At 63.9% G+C, this 19,729-nt stretch carries 16 protein-coding genes and 1 pseudogene; 9 read left to right on the top strand and 8 right to left on the bottom strand.

All coding sequences use genetic code 11. From position 1 onward, the window contains the following. Positions 1-59 precede the first annotated feature (59 nt). Positions 60-752: a GntR family transcriptional regulator gene (locus ACIPVK_RS01960; protein ID WP_407610301.1), complete on the bottom strand. Its 693-nt coding sequence runs from the start codon at positions 750-752 to the stop codon at positions 60-62. 253 nt (positions 753-1,005) lie between these two features. Between ACIPVK_RS01960 and fabG the strand changes: the two genes are divergently transcribed. The 8 genes from fabG (at position 1,006) to ACIPVK_RS01920 (ending at position 9,350) form a co-directional block, all read left to right on the top strand. Continuing rightward, positions 1,006-1,749 carry a 3-oxoacyl-ACP reductase FabG gene (gene fabG, locus ACIPVK_RS01955; RefSeq protein ID WP_407610300.1) on the top strand — a complete coding sequence of 248 codons (744 nt, stop codon included), beginning with the start codon at positions 1,006-1,008 and terminating at the stop codon, positions 1,747-1,749. Then, positions 1,733-3,475 (top strand): AMP-binding protein, encoded by a 1,743-nt coding sequence (locus tag ACIPVK_RS01950; RefSeq protein ID WP_407610299.1) that lies wholly within the window; start codon positions 1,733-1,735, stop codon positions 3,473-3,475. Before fabG ends, ACIPVK_RS01950 begins: the two co-directional genes overlap by 17 nt. 29 nt (positions 3,476-3,504) lie before the next feature. After that, positions 3,505-4,401 carry a hypothetical protein gene (locus tag ACIPVK_RS01945; RefSeq protein WP_407610298.1) on the top strand — a complete coding sequence of 299 codons (897 nt, stop codon included), beginning with the start codon at positions 3,505-3,507 and terminating at the stop codon, positions 4,399-4,401. Further along, positions 4,398-4,901, top strand: coding sequence for a MaoC family dehydratase (locus ACIPVK_RS01940; protein ID WP_407610297.1), 504 nt, complete (start codon positions 4,398-4,400; stop codon positions 4,899-4,901). Before ACIPVK_RS01945 ends, ACIPVK_RS01940 begins: the two co-directional genes overlap by 4 nt. Then, on the top strand, positions 4,898-6,127 hold the full coding sequence (locus ACIPVK_RS01935) for an acetyl-CoA C-acetyltransferase (protein ID WP_407610296.1): 1,230 nt from the start codon (positions 4,898-4,900) through the stop codon (positions 6,125-6,127). Before ACIPVK_RS01940 ends, ACIPVK_RS01935 begins: the two co-directional genes overlap by 4 nt. Positions 6,128-6,336: 209 nt before the next feature. Further along, entirely contained in the window at positions 6,337-7,581 is a 1,245-nt protein-coding gene (locus ACIPVK_RS01930; RefSeq protein WP_407610295.1) for an MFS transporter, read from the top strand. Between the two features lie 124 nt (positions 7,582-7,705). Then, positions 7,706-8,425 (top strand): SDR family NAD(P)-dependent oxidoreductase, encoded by a 720-nt coding sequence (locus ACIPVK_RS01925; protein WP_407610294.1) that lies wholly within the window; start codon positions 7,706-7,708, stop codon positions 8,423-8,425. Further along, entirely contained in the window at positions 8,418-9,350 is a 933-nt protein-coding gene (locus ACIPVK_RS01920) for a 3-hydroxyacyl-CoA dehydrogenase (protein ID WP_407610293.1), read from the top strand. Before ACIPVK_RS01925 ends, ACIPVK_RS01920 begins: the two co-directional genes overlap by 8 nt. Before the next feature lie 424 nt (positions 9,351-9,774). Here ACIPVK_RS01920 and ACIPVK_RS01915 read toward each other — a convergent pair whose 3' ends face one another. The 4 genes from ACIPVK_RS01915 to ACIPVK_RS01900 form a co-directional block, all read right to left on the bottom strand. Next, positions 9,775-10,656, bottom strand: a complete 882-nt coding sequence (locus tag ACIPVK_RS01915) for a 3-hydroxyacyl-CoA dehydrogenase family protein (RefSeq protein ID WP_407610292.1) — start codon at positions 10,654-10,656, stop codon at positions 9,775-9,777. Between the two features lie 135 nt (positions 10,657-10,791). Next, entirely contained in the window at positions 10,792-12,252 is a 1,461-nt protein-coding gene (locus tag ACIPVK_RS01910) for an aldehyde dehydrogenase family protein (protein ID WP_407610291.1), read from the bottom strand. Between the two features lie 32 nt (positions 12,253-12,284). After that, on the bottom strand, positions 12,285-13,478 hold the full coding sequence (locus ACIPVK_RS01905) for an acyl-CoA dehydrogenase family protein (protein ID WP_407610290.1): 1,194 nt from the start codon (positions 13,476-13,478) through the stop codon (positions 12,285-12,287). A 43-nt stretch (positions 13,479-13,521) separates the two neighbouring features. Next, complete coding sequence (locus ACIPVK_RS01900) at positions 13,522-14,883, bottom strand: aminotransferase class III-fold pyridoxal phosphate-dependent enzyme (RefSeq protein WP_407610289.1); 1,362 nt, start codon at positions 14,881-14,883, stop codon at positions 13,522-13,524. 82 nt (positions 14,884-14,965) lie between these two features. On the opposite strand from ACIPVK_RS01900, the gene ACIPVK_RS01895 reads away from it, so the two are divergent. Beyond that, positions 14,966-16,519 (top strand): PucR family transcriptional regulator, encoded by a 1,554-nt coding sequence (locus ACIPVK_RS01895; protein ID WP_407610288.1) that lies wholly within the window; start codon positions 14,966-14,968, stop codon positions 16,517-16,519. On the opposite strand, the gene ACIPVK_RS01890 is transcribed toward ACIPVK_RS01895, so the two are convergent. From ACIPVK_RS01890 to ACIPVK_RS01880, 3 genes and pseudogenes are all read right to left on the bottom strand, one after another. Next, positions 16,499-17,698, bottom strand: a complete 1,200-nt coding sequence (locus ACIPVK_RS01890) for a CaiB/BaiF CoA transferase family protein (RefSeq protein WP_407610287.1) — start codon at positions 17,696-17,698, stop codon at positions 16,499-16,501. The two genes, ACIPVK_RS01895 and ACIPVK_RS01890, sit on opposite strands and share 21 nt — an antisense overlap. Further along, the gene (locus tag ACIPVK_RS01885; protein WP_407610286.1) at positions 17,695-19,218 is read right to left on the bottom strand and encodes an APC family permease; all 1,524 of its coding nucleotides are present in this window, start codon (positions 19,216-19,218) and stop codon (positions 17,695-17,697) included. The genes ACIPVK_RS01890 and ACIPVK_RS01885 overlap by 4 nt, the downstream gene beginning before the upstream one ends. Positions 19,219-19,521: 303 nt before the next feature. Further along, positions 19,522-19,729, bottom strand: a pseudogene (locus ACIPVK_RS01880) (ABC transporter ATP-binding protein); the annotation flags it as partial.

The following is a 19,729-nucleotide window of genomic DNA, read 5'->3' as shown; positions in this document are numbered from 1 at the left end:
GGCATCTTCATATACTTTATATGATTCTGCGGGTGGGGGGCCAGGGGGAGCCGGAATCGCTATTCCTGTGGTTCCAATTCGAAGATTCCCCGGCGCTCGAGATTCTCAATGACTTCCCGCATGGCAAGCTGCTCGTGCTCATACATGGCCTCATAGGCAGCCTTGGGATCTTGGCCTTTGATCGCTTCGAGGATGTTGCCATGTTGCTCGATAAGCATGTTCGTCAGGCCAGTAATGTTGGCATAAAAGCGCGTTGGGACGTACTTAAGGATGCTCAGGAGAATCCACGCCAATTTGGCCGAGTCCGCCGCCCTGTTGATTATTCGGTGAAATTCGTCGTTCGCCCGTTCGACATTTTCGAAATCCTCAAGCTCGGCGGCCCGGATCATTCGCTTGTGAACGATCTCTAGCTGTTCAATATCGTGGGGCGTCGCAGCTGTAGCCGCACGCTCGGTCAGGCGTCCGGACACTTCCGCAAGCAGCGTGTAGAGATCCTCAAGGTCTCCGCGCTTCAACGCAGACACAATGAAGCCACGTCGCTCCGCATGTCGAACAAACCCCTCGACACTAAGGCCCATGAGCGCCTCACGGACCGGAGTAACACTTACGCCGAGCTGCTGGGCAACCTCATCAAGGCGCAAAAACTCGCCAGGATGTCTCACGCCTCCGAGAATGTCGGCGCGAATGCGCTCCGCAATGTGGTTACTGAGCTGCTTAGGCTGAAGAATCCCCGACGGCATGGACTGGCTCACGACAATTTCCTATAAGACATATCTAATATCCTAGCGCGGCCATCCCGCTTACCCAGGAACCAGTCCCACAAGCTTGGGCAACCTGGATTGCCAGAAAAGGGCCGATCGCGCCTCCCCTAGCAAAGTGTTGCCAAATTTCGAATATCATATATTGTATAAAGAACGAGCGATGGTATGGCTTCAGTCACCACCGACTGAGTGCTAGATCTCAGTCGCGTCCATCTCTAGTCAAAGCCACAAATCAGGAGAATCCATGAAAATGCTCGATGGAAAAGTTGCGGTTGTTACGGGTGCCAGCCAAGGTATTGGCCGCGAAATCAGTCAGGTATTTGCCGAGCAGGGAGCCAAGGTTGTCGTCTCGGACGTCAATATAAAAGGCGCACAGAAAGCCGCTCAAGAACTCAACGATGCAGGCTTCCAGGCCAAGGCGATCGGCTGTGACGTCACCAACGAGGAAGACGTTCGAGCACTTGTAAACGGTGCAGTTACCGAATTCGGCTCACTGGACGTCATGGTTAACAACGCAGGTATCACCCGCGATGCCACCATGCGCAAGATGAGCCTGGACCAGTTCAACCAAGTCATTCAGGTCCACCTGCTTGGATGCTGGCTTGGCACCAAGGCAGCCTCCGACATCATGCGAGAGCAGGGTCACGGTTCCATCGTGAATATGTCCTCGATGTCCGGAAAGGTCGGAAACATCGGCCAGACCAACTACGCCGCAGCCAAGGCAGGTATCGTCGGTCTTACCAAGTCCGCAGCAAAGGAAGTTGGGTTCAAGGGCGTACGCGTCAATGCGATCCAGCCGGGCCTGATTAAGACGGCGATGACCGCAGCAATGCCCGCAGACATCTTTGCCGCCCGCGAGAAGGAAATCCCGTTGGGCCGTGCCGGCGATCCACGTGACATCGCCAACGCCGCCCTTTTCCTCGGCTCTGATTTGAGCAGCTACATCACCGGAATCGTTGTGGAGGTTGCCGGTGGGCGCCACATCTAACGACCAGCAGTGGATCCTCCGGGTCGAGGCACAACTTAGGGAAATCCGTCAGCTCCAGGAAGCGATCTGGCCGACTCACATCCCTCGGGATTTCCCGCAGGAGCTCGAGGGCCAAACATTCATCGAGATATTCCGGCGCAACGCACGCGACTACTCGGATCGCACGGCCATCCAGTTCTACGGCACCAACATCACCTACGCCCAACTTGACCAGTGGAGCGACAGCTTTGCCGGATGGTTGCAACGCCATAAGGTTCGTCCCGGTGACCGGGTCGGACTATTCCTGCCCAATTGCCCGCAATTCATAGTTCTCATGCTGGGAACGCTCAAGGCCGGAGCCGTTCACGTTCCGATCAACCCGATGTTCAAGCGCAGCGAACTAGAGTACGAGGCCAACGACGCGGCCATTAGTGTCCTTGTTGCTCCCAATTACCTCATGAACGTTGTAAGTGCAGCGGATATGACCACCGTACGGCACATCGCACCGATCAATATTCAGGACCTCGTCCCGAATGAACCAACCATTCGACTGCCCAAGTTCCTTGCGCCTGACACCACCACCGAGTCAACCGAGAACGTTTGGGAAGGTCTCATTTCCGGACAGACGCTTACCCCGGTGGAGATGGATCCCGACGCGCTTGCGGCACTGAACTATACCGGTGGGACCACCGGCGAGCCCAAGGGTTGCATGCACACGCAACGCAACATGGTGGTAGCGGGACACAACTGCGCCATCGCATGGGGATTGATTGGCCCCGAGGCTGTGGAACATGAGGCGGTCATCGCATTCACCCCGATCTTCTGGATCTCCGGTGAGAACAATGGCATCCTCGCACCCCTCTTTGCCGGAGCAACGATTGTCCTGTTGGCGCGCTGGGATGTTACCGCCGGTCTGCAGGCCATCGAGAAGTACCGGGTGACCGCCATGAGCGGGGTCGTGGAAAGTTTCCTCGAACTCTTGGAAAACTCCGAAGACAGCGCCCGGCAGCTCGGCTCGCTGCGTCACCTGCGCGCCATGTCCTTCTCCCGCCGGCTGTCCATGGACATTCGTCGCCAGTGGGAAGGCGCCACCGGAGGCAACAGCGTGCTGCGGGAATCCAGTTTCGGAATGACCGAGTCACATACTTCCAATACGTTTACCACGGGACTCGAAGTCGACGACTTTGATCTTCTCAGTGAGCCGGTCTTCGTGGGCCTGCCCATGCCCGGCACGGATTTCATCATCGTCGATCCGGCAACCGGAGAGCCGAAACCGCTCGGGGAAGCCGGCGAAATCGTCCTGCGCTCCCCCTCGAATTTCAAGGGTTACTGGCAAGTCGCCGGGGAAAACGCCGCCGTGCTCAGGGACGGCTGGGTATTCACCGGAGACACCGGCAAGCTCTCCGCCGATGGTGCACTGCACTACCTGGGACGCCAGAAGGAAATGCTCAAGGTCAACGGCATGAGCGTCTTTCCCAGCGAGGTAGAGGTCTTGATGTCACGAAACCCAGACATCGAGTCGGTCGCCGTCGTGGGGCATCTCGACGGGAAGACCGGGCAGAGTGTTCACGCGTTCGTGAAGCTGAATTCCGGATCAACAGCCACTGCGGAACAGATTCAGGATTGGGCCCGGGAATCCATGGCTACCTACAAAGTGCCACGGGTCCACCTGCTGGCTGAACTTCCGATGACCGCAACCGGCAAGATTCGCAAGAATGACCTGCCCTCCCCCCATCACCTGATCTAACCAACCACCATTACCGGAGGTAACCCCCAATGTCTTCCAAAGTTCAGTTGTCATGGGACAGCATGGTCACCGGAGAAACGCTCGGAGTGTTCCGCTCAACCTTTGACGCCGAGCACACACGGGAGTTCGCGCACATCGTCGACCCGCAGCAGCAGGTATACACCGACGGGACGGCGCCCAGCCTGGCCTACGACACGCTGCATGCGGTCAAGGACTTTATCGAACTCCCACAGGGAACCGTGCATTCCAAGGAATCCGTGGAATTCCATGCTCCCGCATTGGTAGATCAGCCGGCAACCGTGCTGGTCCTGGTGGCCGACAAGAGCGTCCGCCGCGGAAGGAAGAACTTCACTCTGGAGTGCCGCGTCGTTACCGGCTCCCGCCACGTCATCTCCGCCTTCAAGAGCTTCGTGGTTCCAGGGAAAACCGAGGAGCCCGACTCCTCGACCAGCCGTTCATTCGATTTCGGGTTGTTCACTTCAGGGACAAACCCCGGCCAGGCCGGCCCGAAGAGGCAGGTGGAAACCGTCGAGTTTGTCGTGGTGCAGTCGCTGCTTGACGAATTTGGGCGCGTGACCGCTACCGACGGGCCAATCCACACCGACTCGCGGATTGCCACCGAACAATTCGGGGGCACGATCCTGCAGGGCATGTATCTCTTCGAACTTGCCTCCCAAACCATGACGCGATTCTCCTCGCCAAGCCAATGGCTAAGCTCCGGCAAGCTTGCCGCGAAGATCGTGGGCAGCAGCATCACCGGGGAAACGGTCACCATCATCCCCACCGCACATCGGGTGACCAACGGCGATACGGTTCACGTTCACTGCTCATTCGAGGCGCGAACCAGCTCCGGAAGCACCGTCTTCGTTGCCGAAGCAGTAGGCCCGCTCACTGCAAAGAAATACCTAAAGGAACTCGCATCATGAACCCCATCAACACCCAGCAACAGACATCGGTGGCCATCCCCGAGCTGCGCAACTTAGTAGGCGTCGAACTCGGTCCGTCGTCCGACGAGGTCATTACCCAGGACAGGATCAACCGCTTCGCCGAAGCGACCGGCGACTGGCAGTGGATCCACACGGACCCTGAAAAGGCCGCCGCAACTCCCGCCGGCTCCACCATTGCCCATGGGTTCCTGGTGCTCTCCTTGATCGCCGGCGTGAACCAGCAGCTGCTGAGCATTCCGGATGCAAAGAGCCGCCTGAACTACGGATTGGACCGAGTACGATTCCCGGCTTCCGTTCCGGTGGACTCGGTGTTGCGCGGTTTTACGACTTTGAAGTCAGTTGAATCGGTACGAGCCGGGATCCAGCTGAAGTTCGAAGTGCGTCTCGAAGCAGACGGCATCGCCAAGCCGGTGTGTATCGCCGAATTCATCAGCCTGATTCCCGGTGCGCAGCTGGAAACGACGGAACAACCAGCATGAGTGCGATCAAGGACAACGACGCAGTAATCGTCTCCATTGCCCGCTCCCCTATCGGGCGAGCCCACAAGGGCTCGCTGGCAAGCTTGCGCGGCGACGAGATGGCAGCGCAGATGGTTCGAGCTGCCCTTGACCAGGTTCCGGAACTAGATACGCATCTCATCAACGATTTGATGATGGGATGCGGCCAGCCCGGCGGAGAGACCGGATTCAACGTGGGGCGCATCGTCGCCGAGATCCTTGGGCTGGATTGGATTCCTGCCACGACAGTGCAACGCTACTGCGCCTCATCGTTGCAAACCAGCCGCATGGCCTTCCACGCCATCAAGGCGGGAGAGGGCGATGCCTTCATCTCCGCCGGTGCTGAAGCGGTGTCCCGGTTCGGCAAAGGAACCTCGGATGCATGGCCGGACACCAAGAACCCGCGGTTCAGCCAGGCTGCAGAACGAACGGCCCGGTTGGCAACCGGTGATGGCATCTGGCAAGATCCTCGCGAACTGGGATTCGTACCCGACGCATATATCTCCATGGGACAAACGGCCGAAAATGTCGCACAGCATCTTCGCATCAGCCGAGAAGAGCAGGACCAGTGGGCGGTACTGAGCCAGAATCGTGCCGAAGCAGCAATCAAGGCAGGCTTCTTCGAACGTGAGATCACCCCGCTGACGCTGCCCGATGGCACGATTGTCTCCAAGGATGACGGCCCCCGGTTTGGCACGACACTCGATTCGGTCAGCGGGCTGAAGCCGGTCTTCCGTGAGAACGGGACGGTGACCGCTGCCAATGCCTGCCCGTTGAATGACGGTGCGGCCGCGGCGATCATCCTCAGCGGCGCCAAGGCGAAGTCGCTGGGACTCAAGCCCTTGGCCCGCATTGTTTCCACGGGAGTATCGGCCCTGTCGGCGGAGATCATGGGTTTGGGCCCCATCGAGGCCTCCAAGCAGGCACTTGCCCACGCCGGGTTAAGTATGCGCGACATCGACCTCGTTGAAATCAATGAGGCCTTCGCGGTGCAGGTCATCGGCAGCGCCCGCGCCCTGGACATCGAGGAAGACAAGCTCAATGTCCATGGAGGTGCGATCGCGTTGGGTCATCCCTTCGGCATGACCGGTGCACGGATCACAGCCACGCTCATCAATGGCCTGCAATCCACGGACCAGCAGTTCGGATTGGAAACCATGTGCACGGCCGGCGGCCAGGGCATGGCCATGGTCCTGGAACGACTCTGAGATTCACCAAGGACCCAAAATACCAACTCACCCTTAACACCCGTCGCCTGTCCCAACCAAACGACGGCAACCACATTCACGAACGGGAGTAGAAAATGTCAAACGTAACGAACGGATCCCCTCCGGAGCAATCGCAAGTCACCACGAAGACGCCGAGAACCCTGCCCGGGAAGAATCCCGAGTCGCGAGCTACCGCATGGGGCCTAACCATGGTGCTCATGGCCCTTTACACCATCAACTACAGCGACAAATTGCTGCTGGGGCTGGTTGCCCAGCCGCTGAAGGAAGAACTGGGTCTGACCTCAAGCCAGATCGGCCTTACCGCCAGCGTTTTCTTCTTCGCATTCACCATTGGAGGATTCTTCGCTGGCTCGATCAACAAGTTGTTCAGCCTGAAGTGGGCCCTCATCGGATTGGCATTGATCTGGGCGGCCATGATGTTGCCCATGGTGGTTGTCGGCAGCTTCACGGTCCTCCTGGTCACGCGAGCAATCTTGGGCTTTGCCGAAGGGCCTTCCGGGGCACTGGTATTGTCGGCAACCTACACTTGGCACCCGGTGGAGAAGCGAGGACTGCCAAGTGCCTTCATCTCGGCAGCAAATTCGACCGCCAAGATCGCCATGGCTCCGTTGCTTGCCCTGATCATTGCCCGCTTCGGTTGGCATTATTCGTTCCTGGCGCTGGCCGGTCTGGGCGTTCTGTGGTGTGTCCTCTGGTACTTCGTGTGGAAGCCGGGCCCCTACGCGGCTATCAAGAACACCGCGATTAAGCTTGAGGGCAAGGCAAAAAAGCCGGCAGTCAAGTGGAGCAGGATCTTCTTGAGCCGGACCTTTCTTGGCGCTCTGGCTGCGGCCGTGCCGATGTACGGCCTGATCACCGTCGTCTTGACCTGGCTCCCATCCTATTTCGAGGTCGGCTTGGGCTTCACCCGTTTGCAGGCAGGAGCGATGTTTGGCTTTCCGAGCATCGCCGCACTGATCGCAATGTTTGTCAGCACCGCGATCACGGACAAGTTGATGGTGCGCGGGGTGAGCTCCAAGATCGTCCGGGGTATCGTCCCGGGCGTCGGCTTGCTGCTCTGCGGTGCAACAATGGTCGTCCTGCCGATGATCCATGTTCCGATGACCGTGGTTTTGGTGGTGTCGGCCGCTTACGGCGTTGGTTGCATCGTCACACCAATCACCAACGCCGCAATTTCACAGATCTGCCCTCCCGACCAGGTGGCCGGTGCGCTTGGGGTGTTCCTGGCGCTTCAAGCAGTCGCCGGCATCGTGGCTCCCCCGATCACCGGTGCGATTGTGGATGGTGCAGCCACCGCAGCCGCAGGCTATGCGCAGTCCTTCCAAGTCTTTGGGCTCGTGTCGATCGTTGGCGCGATCATCGCAATGATCTTCATGAACCCCAGCCGAGATGCGCAGCGCCTCATGGCCGAAGCGCCGTCGGTTCGGGCCTAATTGCTCTTGGCCGGTCAGTTCGTCACCGCCGCCACCGGGCACTTGCGATGCATGCAGCGGGCCGGCCAAGAGCGTTCTGGAAATAATCGTCCGATAGCGATAAATTTCGGACAGTGAGGAATTGATGTCAAGAGAAAAAGCTGCACCACGGCGCGTGTTAATCACCGGTGGTGCCAATGGGATTGGGGCAGCAATTGCCCAGCGGTGCGTGGAAGACGGCTATCAGCCAATTATTCTGGATCGTGCGGGCACCGGGGCCATTCCTTGTGACCTATCGGACGCGCAATCCACGAGAAGCGCACTCGGGGTGGCATTGCAGGACGGTCCGATCACGCGTCTGGTGAATAATGTTGGTGCGGTGTTCCCCAATCTCTTGGAAGACCAGACCCTGGACGAGTTTGACGCTGCCGTCGCGCTGAATCTGCGTAGTGCCTTCCTGTGCGCACAGGCATTGCTCCCGGGAATGCGGGAAGCGGGATTCGGCCGCATTGTTGCCATGTCGTCGCGCGCGGCACTTGGCAAAGAGCGGCGCACGGCTTACGCGGCTACCAAGGCAGGTTTGCAAGGAATGACTCGAACCTGGGCATTGGAAGAAGGTGCCCATGGAATCACTGCCAATGCGGTTGGTCCGGGACCGATTGCCACTGATCTCTTTAGCAAAGCCAACCCCGCTGATTCCCAGGAAACCCAGGCCATCCTCGGCTCTGTTCCCGTGCGCCGGATGGGAACCCCCCGGGATGTTGCACATGCGGTCAGTTACCTACTCGATGATCGTTCGGGATTTGTCACTGGCCAGACGCTCTACGTTTGTGGCGGAATGACCATAGGAGCACACCATGGCTAGGAAGTTTCCAGCGCTGAAGACCGCGATCATCGGTGGCGGTTCCATCGGCGTCGGGTTCGCGGTGGTATTCACGCGCGCCGGATACTCGACGACCATTACCGATCCCGATCCGACCCGCCGCTCGGCCATTCCTGGGGAACTGACAGCCCGGCTCCGAACCCTGGAATCTTACGGGTTGCTCGAGGAGCCGGTTGAAGCGATTTCGGAACGGTTGCGCGTGATCGCAGACATCTCCGATGCCGTAAGCGGTGCCGACCTGGTGCAGGAATGTGTTCCCGAGCGTGAGGACATCAAGCGTCCATTGTTTGCCCAGCTGGCCGAACTTACCGATGATCGGTGCATAGTGGCGTCCTCATCATCGTTCATGACCACGACGACTTCGGCGGGTAGCACTGGAGTGGAGTCCCGGGCACTGGTTGCGCACCCGGGCAACCCGCCATTTGCCATTCCGGTCATTGAGTTGGTGCCCAACCCACAGACCCGTGCCGAGGTTGTGCAACGAGCACGGGCTCTCTACGCCGGCGCCGGGATGTCACCCGTGCTGGTGAACAAGGAATGTGAAGGGTTCATCTTTAATCGGCTGCAGGGCGCGATCCTGCGAGAGGCCTATGCGCTGGTCAGAGATGGAGTCGCGAGCGTCGATGATGTGGACACCGTGGTACGCGACGGGCTGGGACGCCGCTGGACCTTCATGGGTCCCTTCGAAACGGTTGACCTAAATACCAGGGGCGGAATTTCGGCACACGCCAAGAACATGGGCCCCACCTATCGCCGGATGGGCCAAGAACGAGGCGATACGTCGGAATGGACCCCGGATTTGGTCGCAGAGGTAACTTCTCAACGTCGCCAGATGCTGCCGCTGGATCGCTGGGAAGACCGTGTCGCGTGGCGCGACGAGCAGCTGCTCAATCGACTTGGACAGTAATCGGCCCATTTGAATCACCTGGAATCAAGGGTTTATTTCATACAGGTCCCGCGTCGTGGTCTTGTCCCGATGGTCGGTCCCGATGGCTCGGTTGACCGCAGGGCCGGGGGAAAATTTCGTCCTCCGGCCCACTCTTTCCCGACACTGCCAGCACTTGGAACGTACCCGCGTCAGCCGTTTCACCCGATTCCAGCCAGGCAGGGCCTGCATCAGTGATCCACGGTCGCAACCCGACTGCGGGCCGCCACGGGGCAAGTTTAGTATGGCCCTTCAGAAAGTCATCCGGCTAGGCGCACAACGCTGTCGCAAGGGTGTCCAGGTCTTTGTCCAGCTGATTTCCCCAAGTCGGCGATTTGGCTGGTTCAACTCAATCCCGGACGCCCGTCCCGCGGCAGTACCCGAGGCGGGATAAAGCGGTTCCTTGCTACCCGTTGTAGGCGTAGAACCCGGCGCCGGACTTGCGGCCCAGCTTGCCCTCGGCCACCAGTGCCGCGATCCGCTCGTTGGGGGCGTCCTCGGCCGCGCCGGTCTCCGCGTGGGTGGCCTGGGCGATGAAGTCGATGACGTCCAGCCCGACCATGTCCATCAGCGCAAACGGACCCATCGGGTGGCCGAGCGCCGTGCGGGCGGTGGTGTCGATGTCCTCGATGCTGGCGATGCCCTCATCGGCCAGGAAGAGAGCCTCGCGCTGGATCGCCCCCATCAGGCGGTTGGCGATGAAGCCGGGGATCTCGCGGTTGATCAGCACCGGCTCCTTGCCCAGGCGCCGCGCAAGTTCCATGGTGGTGGCCACGGTCGCGTCGCTGGTTTCCCCGTGGCGCACGACCTCCACGCACTTCATGACCAGCGCCGGGTTGAAGAAGTGCATGTTGCACACCTGTGCCGGCCGCCCGGTGGCCGCCGCGATCTTGGAGGAGCCGAGGGTCGAGGAGTTGGTGGCCAGGATGGCGTGGGCCGGGGCCAGCACGCCGAGCTTTTCGAAGATCGCCGTCTTGATCTCCAGGCGCTCGGTGGCGGCCTCGATGACGAAGTCGGCGTTGGCGGCAGCCTCGTCCAGGTCGGTGCTGTAGGCCAGCGCGTCCAGCGCCGCGGTGGCCGCAGCCTGCTCCAGCTTGCCCTTGGCCACCCGTGAGGCGGCCCAGCCCTCGAGTTCAGTGCGCGCCGTAGCGAGTCCGTCGGCGGAGATGTCCTGGATGGTGGTCGCGTACCCGGCCAGGGCCGCGGTCATCGCGATCTGCCGTCCCATGGTCCCCGCGCCAATGACCAGAATGGTGGAAATGTTCTCGATGCCGGTCTCTACGCTCATTCTTGGGTCCGCACTTTCGTCAATTGTTCGCTGGCTCACGTTTCTGCCATGCCCGTTGCCTATCCTAGACATGACTCGGGGCACCCGCCGCATCCGGTCAGGCTGAATGACGGCGGGTGCCCCGAACCTGGTTTCCTACGCCCCGCGCAGGTACACCGTGGTGGTGTGGGTGAAGAATTCCTTCGCCGCACCGCCCTGTTCCTTGGGCCCGTACCCGCTCTTCTTGGCCCCGCCGAAGGGCACGTGCGGGTCCGCTCCTGCCGATTCCGAATTCACGTGCAGGACGCCCACGTCGATTTGTTCCATGGCCGCCAGCGCCTTGGAGAGGTCCCGGGTGAACAGCGCACAGCTCAGTCCGTATTCCGAATCGTTGGCCAGCTCGAACGCCTGCTCGGTGGTTGCCGCCCGGCGCACGGCCAGCACGGGACCGAAGAACTCCTCGCGCCAGGCATTGTTCTCCCCGGTCGGCAGCTCCAGGACGGTCGGGGCCACGAAGGCGTCCCCCAGGCCCGCGACATCGCCTTCGAAGGTGACGACTGCTCCCTGGGCGATCGAGGCGGCGATGCCGGCACGGATCTGCTCCGCGGCCGCACCCGAGACCACCGGCCCCATGTGCACGGAGGAATCCGTCGGGTCCCCGGTTTTCCACTCAGTGAGGCGTTCGCGCAAGCGTGCCAGGAACGCATCGGCGATTTTCTCCTGCAGGATCAGCCGCGAGGTGGCGGTGCACTTCTGCCCGGTGGAGCGGAAGGCGCCGAGGAGCACCTGTTCCACGGCGAGTTCCACGTCCGCGTCATCGAGCACGACCGAGGCGTTTTTGCCGCCCATTTCGGCCTGGATCGGGACCCCGGCGCCGGCGGCTGCGGCGGCGAGCTTGCGGCCCACGCCCGTGGAACCTGTGAAGGTGAGCCCGTCAAGGTCCGGGTGGTTCACGATCTCGTTTCCGAGCGCACCGGATCCGATGACCAGGTTCAACACGCCGGCCGGCAGGCCCGCCTGCACCAAGGCCTGGGCCAGCCGCATCGCCAGCAGCGGCACGGTGGAGGCGGGCTTCCACACCACGGTGTTGCCGAAGACCAGTGCCGGGGCGATCTTCCAGGCCGGGATCGCAATGGGGAAGTTGAACGGGGTGATGACGCCCACGACGCCCAACGGCTTGCGGGTCACCAGGATCTGCTCGCCGCGGCGCGGGGAGGAGAAGACCTCCCCGGCCAGGCGGTCGGACTCGGCGGAGTAATAAGAGAGGATCTGCGCGGCGCGCAGCACCTCTCCGGTGCCCTCAACTGCGGTCTTTCCTTCCTCGCGGGCCAGCTCGCCGCCCCACGCGTCGGCGTTGGCCGTGATGATCGCCGCGGCACGGGCCAGGTATGCCCCGCGTTCGGCCATCGGGGTTGCGGCCCATTCGGCGGCGGCCGCGCGCGCGGCCGCCATGGCGGTGCGCACGTTGTCCACCGTTGCGGTGCCACCGGCGGCGACCACGTGCCCGGGGTTCGCGGGCGAGGTGGATTTCAGGCCCGCACCGGCGCCGTCGATCCATTGCCCGTCAATGAGCAGGCGCAGCGGAACGGTGTCGGTATGCGTCATGGTTTCGGTCATGGCGTTCCTCTCGAAACGATGGTGGGGGGTGTTTAGCGGAAGGCCGGGACGCCGGTGAGCTTGTTGCCCAGGATCAGCGTGTGGACCTCGTCGGTGCCCTCGTAGGTGCGCACGGATTCGAGGTTGTTGGCGTGGCGCAGCGGCGAGTACTCCAGCGTGATGCCGTTGCCGCCCAGGATGGTGCGGGCCTCGCGGGCGATCTTGATGGCCTCGCGGCAGTTGTTCAGCTTGCCCACCGAGATCTGGTGCAAATCCAGGGTGCCGGCGTCCTTCATGCGCCCGATGTGCAGGGCCAGCAGGTAGCCCTTGTTGATTTCCAGGGCCATGTCCACCAGCTTCTGCTGGGTCATCTGGTACCCGGCCAGCGGCTTGTCGAACTGCATGCGCTGCTGCGAGTACGCCAGCGCATCCTCGAAGGAGTCGCGGGCCGCGCCCATGGCGCCCCAGATGATCCCGTAGCGGGCCTCGTTCAGGCAGGAGAACGGGCCCTTGAGCCCCGTGACGTTGGGCAGCACCGCGGTCGCGGGCAGGCGCACGTCGGTCAGTTCGATCTCGCACTGGATGGAGGCGCGCATCGAGAGCTTGGGCTCGATCGGGGTCGCCTTGAACCCGGCGGTCTGGGTGGGCACCACGAAGCCGCGGATGCCCTCGTCGGTCTGCGCCCAGATGACCGCGACCTGGGCGACGTTGGCCAGCCCGATCCAGCGCTTGGTGCCGTTGATGACCCAATCGTTCCCGTCCTTGCGGGCGAAGGTCTTCATTGCCGAGGGGTCAGAGCCGGCCGTCGGCTCGGTCAAACCGAAGCAACCAATGGCCTCGCCCGCCGCCATCTTCGGCAGCCACTCCTGCTTCTGCTCCTCGGAGCCGTGCTTGTAGATCGCGCTCATGGCCAGCGAACCCTGCACCGAGACGAAGGTGCGCAGCCCCGAGTCCCCTGCCTCCAGCTCGGAACCTGCCAATCCGTACTCCACCGCGGTGGCCCCGGCGCAGCCGTAGCCTTTCAGGTGCATGCCCAGCAGGCCCAGCTTCGCCATTTCCGGGACGATCTCCAGCGGGAAGACCGCGTCGGCGTACCAAGAAGCGATGTTCGGCTTGATGGCCTCCTCGACGAAGGTCCGCACCTTGGAACGCAGCGCGAGCTCCTCGGTGGTGAGAAGCGCATCGAAGTTGATCAGGTCAGCCGGGTCCAACTGGTGGGTTTCGTGGTCGTGCATGGTGAGGGTCATGGTGTTCTCCAAAAAGTTCGGGGGGGGGTGAAGTGTTCCGGTGCTAGTTGGCGGCGTCGGTGATTGCCCGGGCGAGCACGTCCAGCCCGTCGCGCAGCAGCGCCTCGCCGATCACCAGCGGGGGCAGCAGGCGCACGACGTTGCCGTGGGTGCCACAGGTCAAGGTGAGCACACCGGCGGCGTGGCAGGCGGCGGAGATCTCCTTGGCCAGGTCCGCGCGCGGGGCCAGGGTCCCTGCGTCGGCCAGTTCGATGGCGAGCATCGCGCCGCGGCCGCGGACCTCGGCAACGATGCCGGTGGAGGAAAGCAGCGGCTCAAGGATCTCGCGGGCGACCGCCTCGATGCGGCGGGCGTTGGCCAGCAGCGTGCCGTCCTCGAACTGCTCGAAGACCGCCAGCGCGGCCTCGCAGGCCAGCGGGTTTCCGGCATAGGTGCCGCCCAGGCCGCCCGCGTGCGGCGCGTTCATCAGCTCGGTGCGTCCGGTGACCGCGGAGAGCGGGACGCCGTTGGCCAGTGCCTTGGCGGTGAGGATCATGTCCCCCGCAACGCCCTCGTGCTCGGAGGCGAAGAGCGTTCCGGTGCGGCCCATGCCGGCCTGGATCTCGTCGATGACCAGCACGATGCCGTACTTGTCGGCAAGTTTGCGCAGGCCCGGGATGAAGCCGGCGGCCGGGACGATGAAGCCGCCCTCGCCCTGGATCGGCTCGATGACCATGGCGGCGAAGGTGTCCGCTCCGTGTTCCAGGATGGTGGCCTCCACGGATTCCAGTGCCGCCTCGGCCCCGGATTCGAGGCCCTCGGCGGGACGCAGTGGGTTGGCCGAGGCGGCGCGGATGATCTCCGCGGGAAGCGGACCGAAGTTCAGCTTGTAGGGGTTGACCTTGGCGGTCATGGCCATGGTGAGCAGCGAGCGGCCGTGGTAGGCCTCGTCGAACACCAGCACGTTGGGCCGTCCGGTGGCGGCCCGGGCGATCTTGATGGCGTTTTCCACGGCCTCGGCACCGGTGGAGAACAGCCCGGTGCGCTTGTCGAAGTCGCCGGGGGTGTTGGCGTTGAGCCACTTGCAGACCTGGGTGAAGGATTCGTATTCGGTGACCATGAAGCAGGTGTGGGTGAAGGCGTCCAGCTGCGCGGCAACGCGTTCTGCCACGCGCTTGTTGCTGGCCCCCAGCGAGGTCACGGCAATGCCGGAGGCGAAGTCGATGAGCCGGTTGCCGTCGACGTCCTCGACGATTCCGCCGTCCGCGCGGGCCACGAAGACCGGCAGGGTGATGCCGAAGCCGTTGGTCACCTGTGCGGTGCGTTCGGCGTGCATGGCCGTGGAGCGCGGGCCGGGGATGGAGGTGGCAAGGTGGCGGGTCTGCGGGAGCGTCTCGGCGTCAACGGCCAGAAGTGTTTCGGTCATGGGCTCCACGCTATGCGAAAACGTGACACGCGTCATTGGATGATTTGCCCAACACGACCCTCTGTGTTGGATAATTCAACCCATGATTTCCTTGTTGCAGTTGGGTGCCGAACTCGGACCCGAACTTGTGCCCAGCCCCGGGGCCGAATTCAGCGCCAAGCCGGTGACGGGAGTCCATGTCTCCGAGCTGGAGGACCCCACCCCGTACCTGGAGGGCGGCGAGCTGTTGCTGACCACCGGCATGCCCTTCGCAAAGTCGGCGGCGCTCTCGCTCGCATACATGAAGCGGCTCGGGGCAAAAGAGGTTCGTGCCGTGGGCCTGGGCCTGGGCCCATGGCTGAAGCAGGTGCCCGGGCACGTACTGGCCGCCAGCCGCGCGGCGGGCATCGAGCTGGCGATCGTCCCGGACGGGGTGCCGTTCCAGCATGTCTCGCGCGCGTATTGGCGGCTGTCCACCCGGGACGACACCGCCAACCTCATGGATTCGCTCGGCACGCAAACGGCGCTGGCCAGGGCGGCCATGCGCCCCGACGCCACCAGCGCCGTGGTCCGCGGACTCGCCCAGGCGCTCGGCGGCTGGGCCGCCTATCTTCCGGCGGATGCCGGAACCGAGACCGTGTGGCCCGCCTCCGCAAGCGCCCTGGTCGAGGACCTGCGCGCCGAGTCGATTCGCTTCAACAAGGCAGGCGTCCCCTCGGCCGCCACCTTTGAGCTCCACGGCCAGCCCGTGGTGCTGTACCCGATCCTGCTTGGTGCGCGGATCCACGGGTTCCTGTGCATCGGCTCGGGGCGCACGCTGACCCGCGCCGACCGGCAGATCATCATGACGGTCTCCACGTTGCTGGCCCTGCGGGCCAGGCAGCGCGAGGTGGTCGTCGGCACCGCCCATGCGCTGGGCGCCGCGACGACCAAGCTGCTGCTGCACGGGCAGACCGAGGCCGCGCACATGGTGGCCGAGGACCTGGGACTGGCCGAGCTTCCCAACCGGGTCCGCCTGCTGGGCATCAGGCTCTCATCCGGGGACGACCCGGGGCTGGCGGCACGGGCAGCGGCGCGGCTTCTCGCGGACCCGGGGTTGCCGGACCTGTCCGCCGCGGTGGATGCCTGCACGCTGCGCCACGTCCAGGACGAGATCCTGTACCTGGTCCTGCCGGCCTCCGGGATCGGCAGCAAGCCCGCGGACGGGCCCGGCGAGTCCCTGGAGCAAGATGCCCTGTTGGGGCTGCCTGCCCTGGCCGACCCCGAGGTCTCCGGATCGCTGGCCGCCGCGCTGGGCGAGCCCGTGAGCTTGGGAGAGATCCCGGGCAACCTTGCGGTGTTGCGCCGGGCCACGCTGCAGGCCCCGGCCGGACGGCTGGTTGCGGTCAACGCCAGCGAGGATGCCAAGGCCGCCGGCTGGGTTCGCCTGCTGGCCGACTACCACCGCGCCGACCTGTTGGGCACGGTGCGCGCCTACCTCGCGGCGCGCGGCACCTGGGAGGATGCGGCACGGGCCCTGGGCATCCACCGCAATTCCCTGCGCCACCGGATTTCGGTGGCCACCACGCTCATCGGCGTGGACCTGGACGACCCGGATGTCGCGGCGCACCTGTGGCTGGCGCTGCGCCGCGAGACCTCAGGGCCGGGGCTGGGCTAGGGCCTGGAACTCCGCCATCGATTCCGCGTCGCTGCCCAGCCAGGCCCGGACGGCTTCGGTGTGTTCGCCCAGCTGCGGCGGCGCCATGGCAGGGGCATCCAGCGCCGGGGTCCAGGTGATGGGGTGGCGCACCTGCCTGCCCACGGTGTCCCCCTGCGCGTTGTGCACCTCGATGACCGGGTCCAGTCCCAGGGATTCGGCGTAGTCCAGGCCCTCGTCGATGCCCGCGACCTTGCCCGCGGGCACGCCCACGGCGGTGAACCGGGTCTGCCACCTCGCCCCGGTGTCCGCGCCCAGCGCGTCTTCGAGCAACGGGATGAGCTCCGCGCGATGGGCCACGCGGGCCGAGTTGGTGGCGAAGCGGGCGTCCTTGGCCAGCTCCGGTTGCCCGATCTCGGCGCAGAGCCTGGCAAACTGGCCGTCGTTGCCGCAGGCCACCGCCACCGATCCGTCGGCGCATGAGAGCAGCTGGTAGGGCACGATCGAGGGATGCTCGTTGCCCATGCGCGAGGCAACCTTGCCCGCCCCCAGGTAGGCCTGGCCCTGGTTGGCCAGCGCGCCCTGCAAGCTGGAGAGCAGGTTGACCTCCACGTGGGCGCCGGTTCCGGAGGAGGCGCGGGCGTGCAGCGCCGCCAGCACCCCGATGCTTGCGTCCTTGGCGGTGAGCACGTCCACCAGCGCGACCCCTGCCTTCATGGGCTCCTCCCCGGCCTCGCCGGTGATGGACATCAGCCCGCCCAGGGCCTGGACGATGAAGTCGTAGCCGGGCAGGTGCGCCCCGCCGGCGGACCCGAATCCGGAGATCGAGGCATAGACCAGCCCCGGGTTGAGTGCCGCGAGCTCCGCATACCCCAGGCCCAGCTTGTCCATGCCGCCGGGCTTGAAGTTCTCCACCAGCACGTCGGCGCGCAGCGCCAATTCCCGTGCCACCTCGCGGTCCGCCGGATCGGTGAGGTCCAGGGCGACCGACTGCTTGTTGCGGTTCACCGACTCGAAGTAGGTGGAGCCGGTGGCGGAGAACGGCGGGCCCCAGCTGCGGGTGTCGTCCCCGGTCCCGGGACGCTCGACCTTGATGACGGTTGCACCCATGTCGGCCAGCGTCATGGTGCACAGCGGTCCGGCCAGGACGCGGGAGAAGTCCGCGACGATGATTCCCTCGAGGGGACGGATCTTGTTCATGCGTGTTCCGAGTCCTTCACGTTGTTCCTGGCCGGCGCCTCCTGCGGGGCCTGGCCGTAGACGGCCTCCGCCTTGGCGGCCTTGCGCATCGCCAGGCGGGTGAGCAGTTCCTCCTCGGCGTCGATGCCCGGGACCACACCGCGCGGAACGCGCAGCAGGAAGATGACGCCCAGGACCCACCAGGCCAGGAAGAGCAGCCACGGCTGGATGCCGATGGCCGCGGGCATGCCCGGCAGGTAGAGACTGATCAGCCCCGCGCAGAAAAGCACCGAGGTCAGGCCGATGACCTGGCCGAAGTTGCCCTTCCCGCCGATGCGCAGCGGGCGCTCCATCATCGGTTCGCGCCGGCGCAGGATCACGAAGGCGACCCCGACCAGCAGGTAGGCGATCACGATCGAGGGCGACCCGGAGTCGACCAGCCAGCCGAGCATGGCCGAACCGAAGAACGGGGCGAGCACCGAGAGCCCGCCGATGAACAGCAGGGCGTTGACCGGGGTGCCGTACTTGGGGTGCAGCTTCGCGAACCAACCCGGCAGCATGCCGGAGCCGGCCATGGCGTAGAGGAGACGGGAGGCGCCCATCAGCAGCGAGTTCCAGGAGGTGAGGATTCCGGCGATGCCGCCGGAGATCAGCACCTTGGCCATCATCTCCGAGCCGAAGAGCGCGCCCATGGCATCGGCGGTGGCCAGTTCGGAGCCGGCCAGCGCCGCGGCGCCCATGCCGGAGGAGGTGGCCAGGATGACCATGACGTACCAGGCGGTGGCGATGAGGACGGCGATCACGACGTACTTGCCGATGCGCCGCGGTTCGATGTCGCATTCCTCGGCCGATTGCGGGATGACGTCGAAGCCCACGAACATGAACGGCACGATGATCATCACCCCGAAGAACCCGGCGACCCCGTTGCTGAAGAACGGCTCCATGGTTTGGGTGGATCCGCCGGTGAAGGAACCGAAGAGCAGCACCGCGCCGATGGCGAAGAGGAAGAGCACCACGAAGGTCTGCACCACCCCGGCGGTCTTGATGCCGCGGATGTTGATGGCGGTGATGACCACCGCGCCGAGCACGCCGACCAGTGCCCAGGTCAGGTAGACCTCGGAGCCGGCGATGTCCCAGAGCTTGATGCGGTTCAGGTCGGGGAAGAGGTAGAGCGCCGTCTTGGGCAGGGCCACCGCCTCGAAGGCGACGATGGTGATGTAGCCGCCGACGATGGCCCAGGACCCGGCGAAGGACCAGCGGGCGCCCATGGCGCGCAGCAGGTAGTTGTGCTCGCCTCCGGCCCGGGGCATCGCCGCGACCAGTTCGGCGTAGGTCAACCCGACCACGGCCATGATGCCGCCGCCGACGACCATGGCCAGGGAGGCGCCGAGCGGGCCGGCGGTGGTGATCCAGTCACCCGTGAGCACCACCCAGCCGAAGCCGATCATGGCGCCCACGCCGATGGCGAGGGTGTCCCAACGGCCCAGGACCTTCTTGAGTTTCGGTGTTTCGGTGGTGCCTTGCGTGTGACTGCTGGTCATCGCGGTTCCTTCCGTGTGTACGACCCAGCTCACACTACGCAAGGGAAGTGACAGGAGTCTCGGACAGATCGTCCAATCCATTGGTCCATTCATCCAAAGGCTGCGTCCGGGCCGAGTCCGGCAACCGGAGCGCCGGGGTGCACTTCCCAAGATGTTCGGCAACGCCGATCCCGCGGAACATTGCGCCCCCTGCGCATTGTCCACTGGTTGTCGTGGGTGATGCTGCCTGAACGGATATTTGGTTTTAGAAAACCTTGGCGTCTGGCCGGTTGCGGGCGCCAACAATGGCATGCGGAGTGAAACCTAGCTGGAACTCTGCACCGCCATGGTGATGGCTTCCTCGGGGCGGTGGCCCTGCTTGGCCTTCTGGATTTCCGCGTAGACGTGGTGCCGCAGCTCGGTGAAGCGCGGCAGGGAGCGGGTCTCGAGCTGGTCGCGTTCGGCCGGAAGGTCGATCACGATGTCCTCCTGCACGATGGTCGGCGAGGAGGACAGGATGATCACGCGCTCG

Origin of the sequence: Paeniglutamicibacter sp. MACA_103 (assembly GCF_045798555.1) — a bacterium.
Classification (GTDB): Bacteria; Actinomycetota; Actinomycetes; order Actinomycetales; family Micrococcaceae; genus Paeniglutamicibacter.
This window is presented reverse-complemented; position numbering and strand designations above follow the sequence as displayed.

Bases quoted from the DNA above. Each gene is read 5' to 3' on its own strand.
- fabG (WP_407610300.1), top strand. From the start codon at position 1,006: ATGAAAATGCTCGATGGAAAAGTTGCGGTTGTTACGGGTGCCAGCCAA.
- ACIPVK_RS01945 (WP_407610298.1), top strand. From the start codon at position 3,505: ATGTCTTCCAAAGTTCAGTTGTCATGGGACAGCATGGTCACCGGAGAA.
- ACIPVK_RS01940 (WP_407610297.1), top strand. From the start codon at position 4,398: ATGAACCCCATCAACACCCAGCAACAGACATCGGTGGCCATCCCCGAG.
- ACIPVK_RS01935 (WP_407610296.1), top strand. From the start codon at position 4,898: ATGAGTGCGATCAAGGACAACGACGCAGTAATCGTCTCCATTGCCCGC.
- ACIPVK_RS01930 (WP_407610295.1), top strand. From the start codon at position 6,337: ATGGTGCTCATGGCCCTTTACACCATCAACTACAGCGACAAATTGCTG.
- ACIPVK_RS01925 (WP_407610294.1), top strand. From the start codon at position 7,706: ATGTCAAGAGAAAAAGCTGCACCACGGCGCGTGTTAATCACCGGTGGT.
- ACIPVK_RS01920 (WP_407610293.1), top strand. From the start codon at position 8,418: ATGGCTAGGAAGTTTCCAGCGCTGAAGACCGCGATCATCGGTGGCGGT.
- ACIPVK_RS01915 (WP_407610292.1), bottom strand. From the start codon at position 10,656: ATGAGCGTAGAGACCGGCATCGAGAACATTTCCACCATTCTGGTCATT.
- ACIPVK_RS01910 (WP_407610291.1), bottom strand. From the start codon at position 12,252: ATGACCGAAACCATGACGCATACCGACACCGTTCCGCTGCGCCTGCTC.
- ACIPVK_RS01905 (WP_407610290.1), bottom strand. From the start codon at position 13,478: ATGACCCTCACCATGCACGACCACGAAACCCACCAGTTGGACCCGGCT.
- ACIPVK_RS01900 (WP_407610289.1), bottom strand. From the start codon at position 14,883: ATGACCGAAACACTTCTGGCCGTTGACGCCGAGACGCTCCCGCAGACC.
- ACIPVK_RS01895 (WP_407610288.1), top strand. From the start codon at position 14,966: ATGATTTCCTTGTTGCAGTTGGGTGCCGAACTCGGACCCGAACTTGTG.
- ACIPVK_RS01890 (WP_407610287.1), bottom strand. From the start codon at position 17,698: ATGAACAAGATCCGTCCCCTCGAGGGAATCATCGTCGCGGACTTCTCC.
- ACIPVK_RS01885 (WP_407610286.1), bottom strand. From the start codon at position 19,218: ATGACCAGCAGTCACACGCAAGGCACCACCGAAACACCGAAACTCAAG.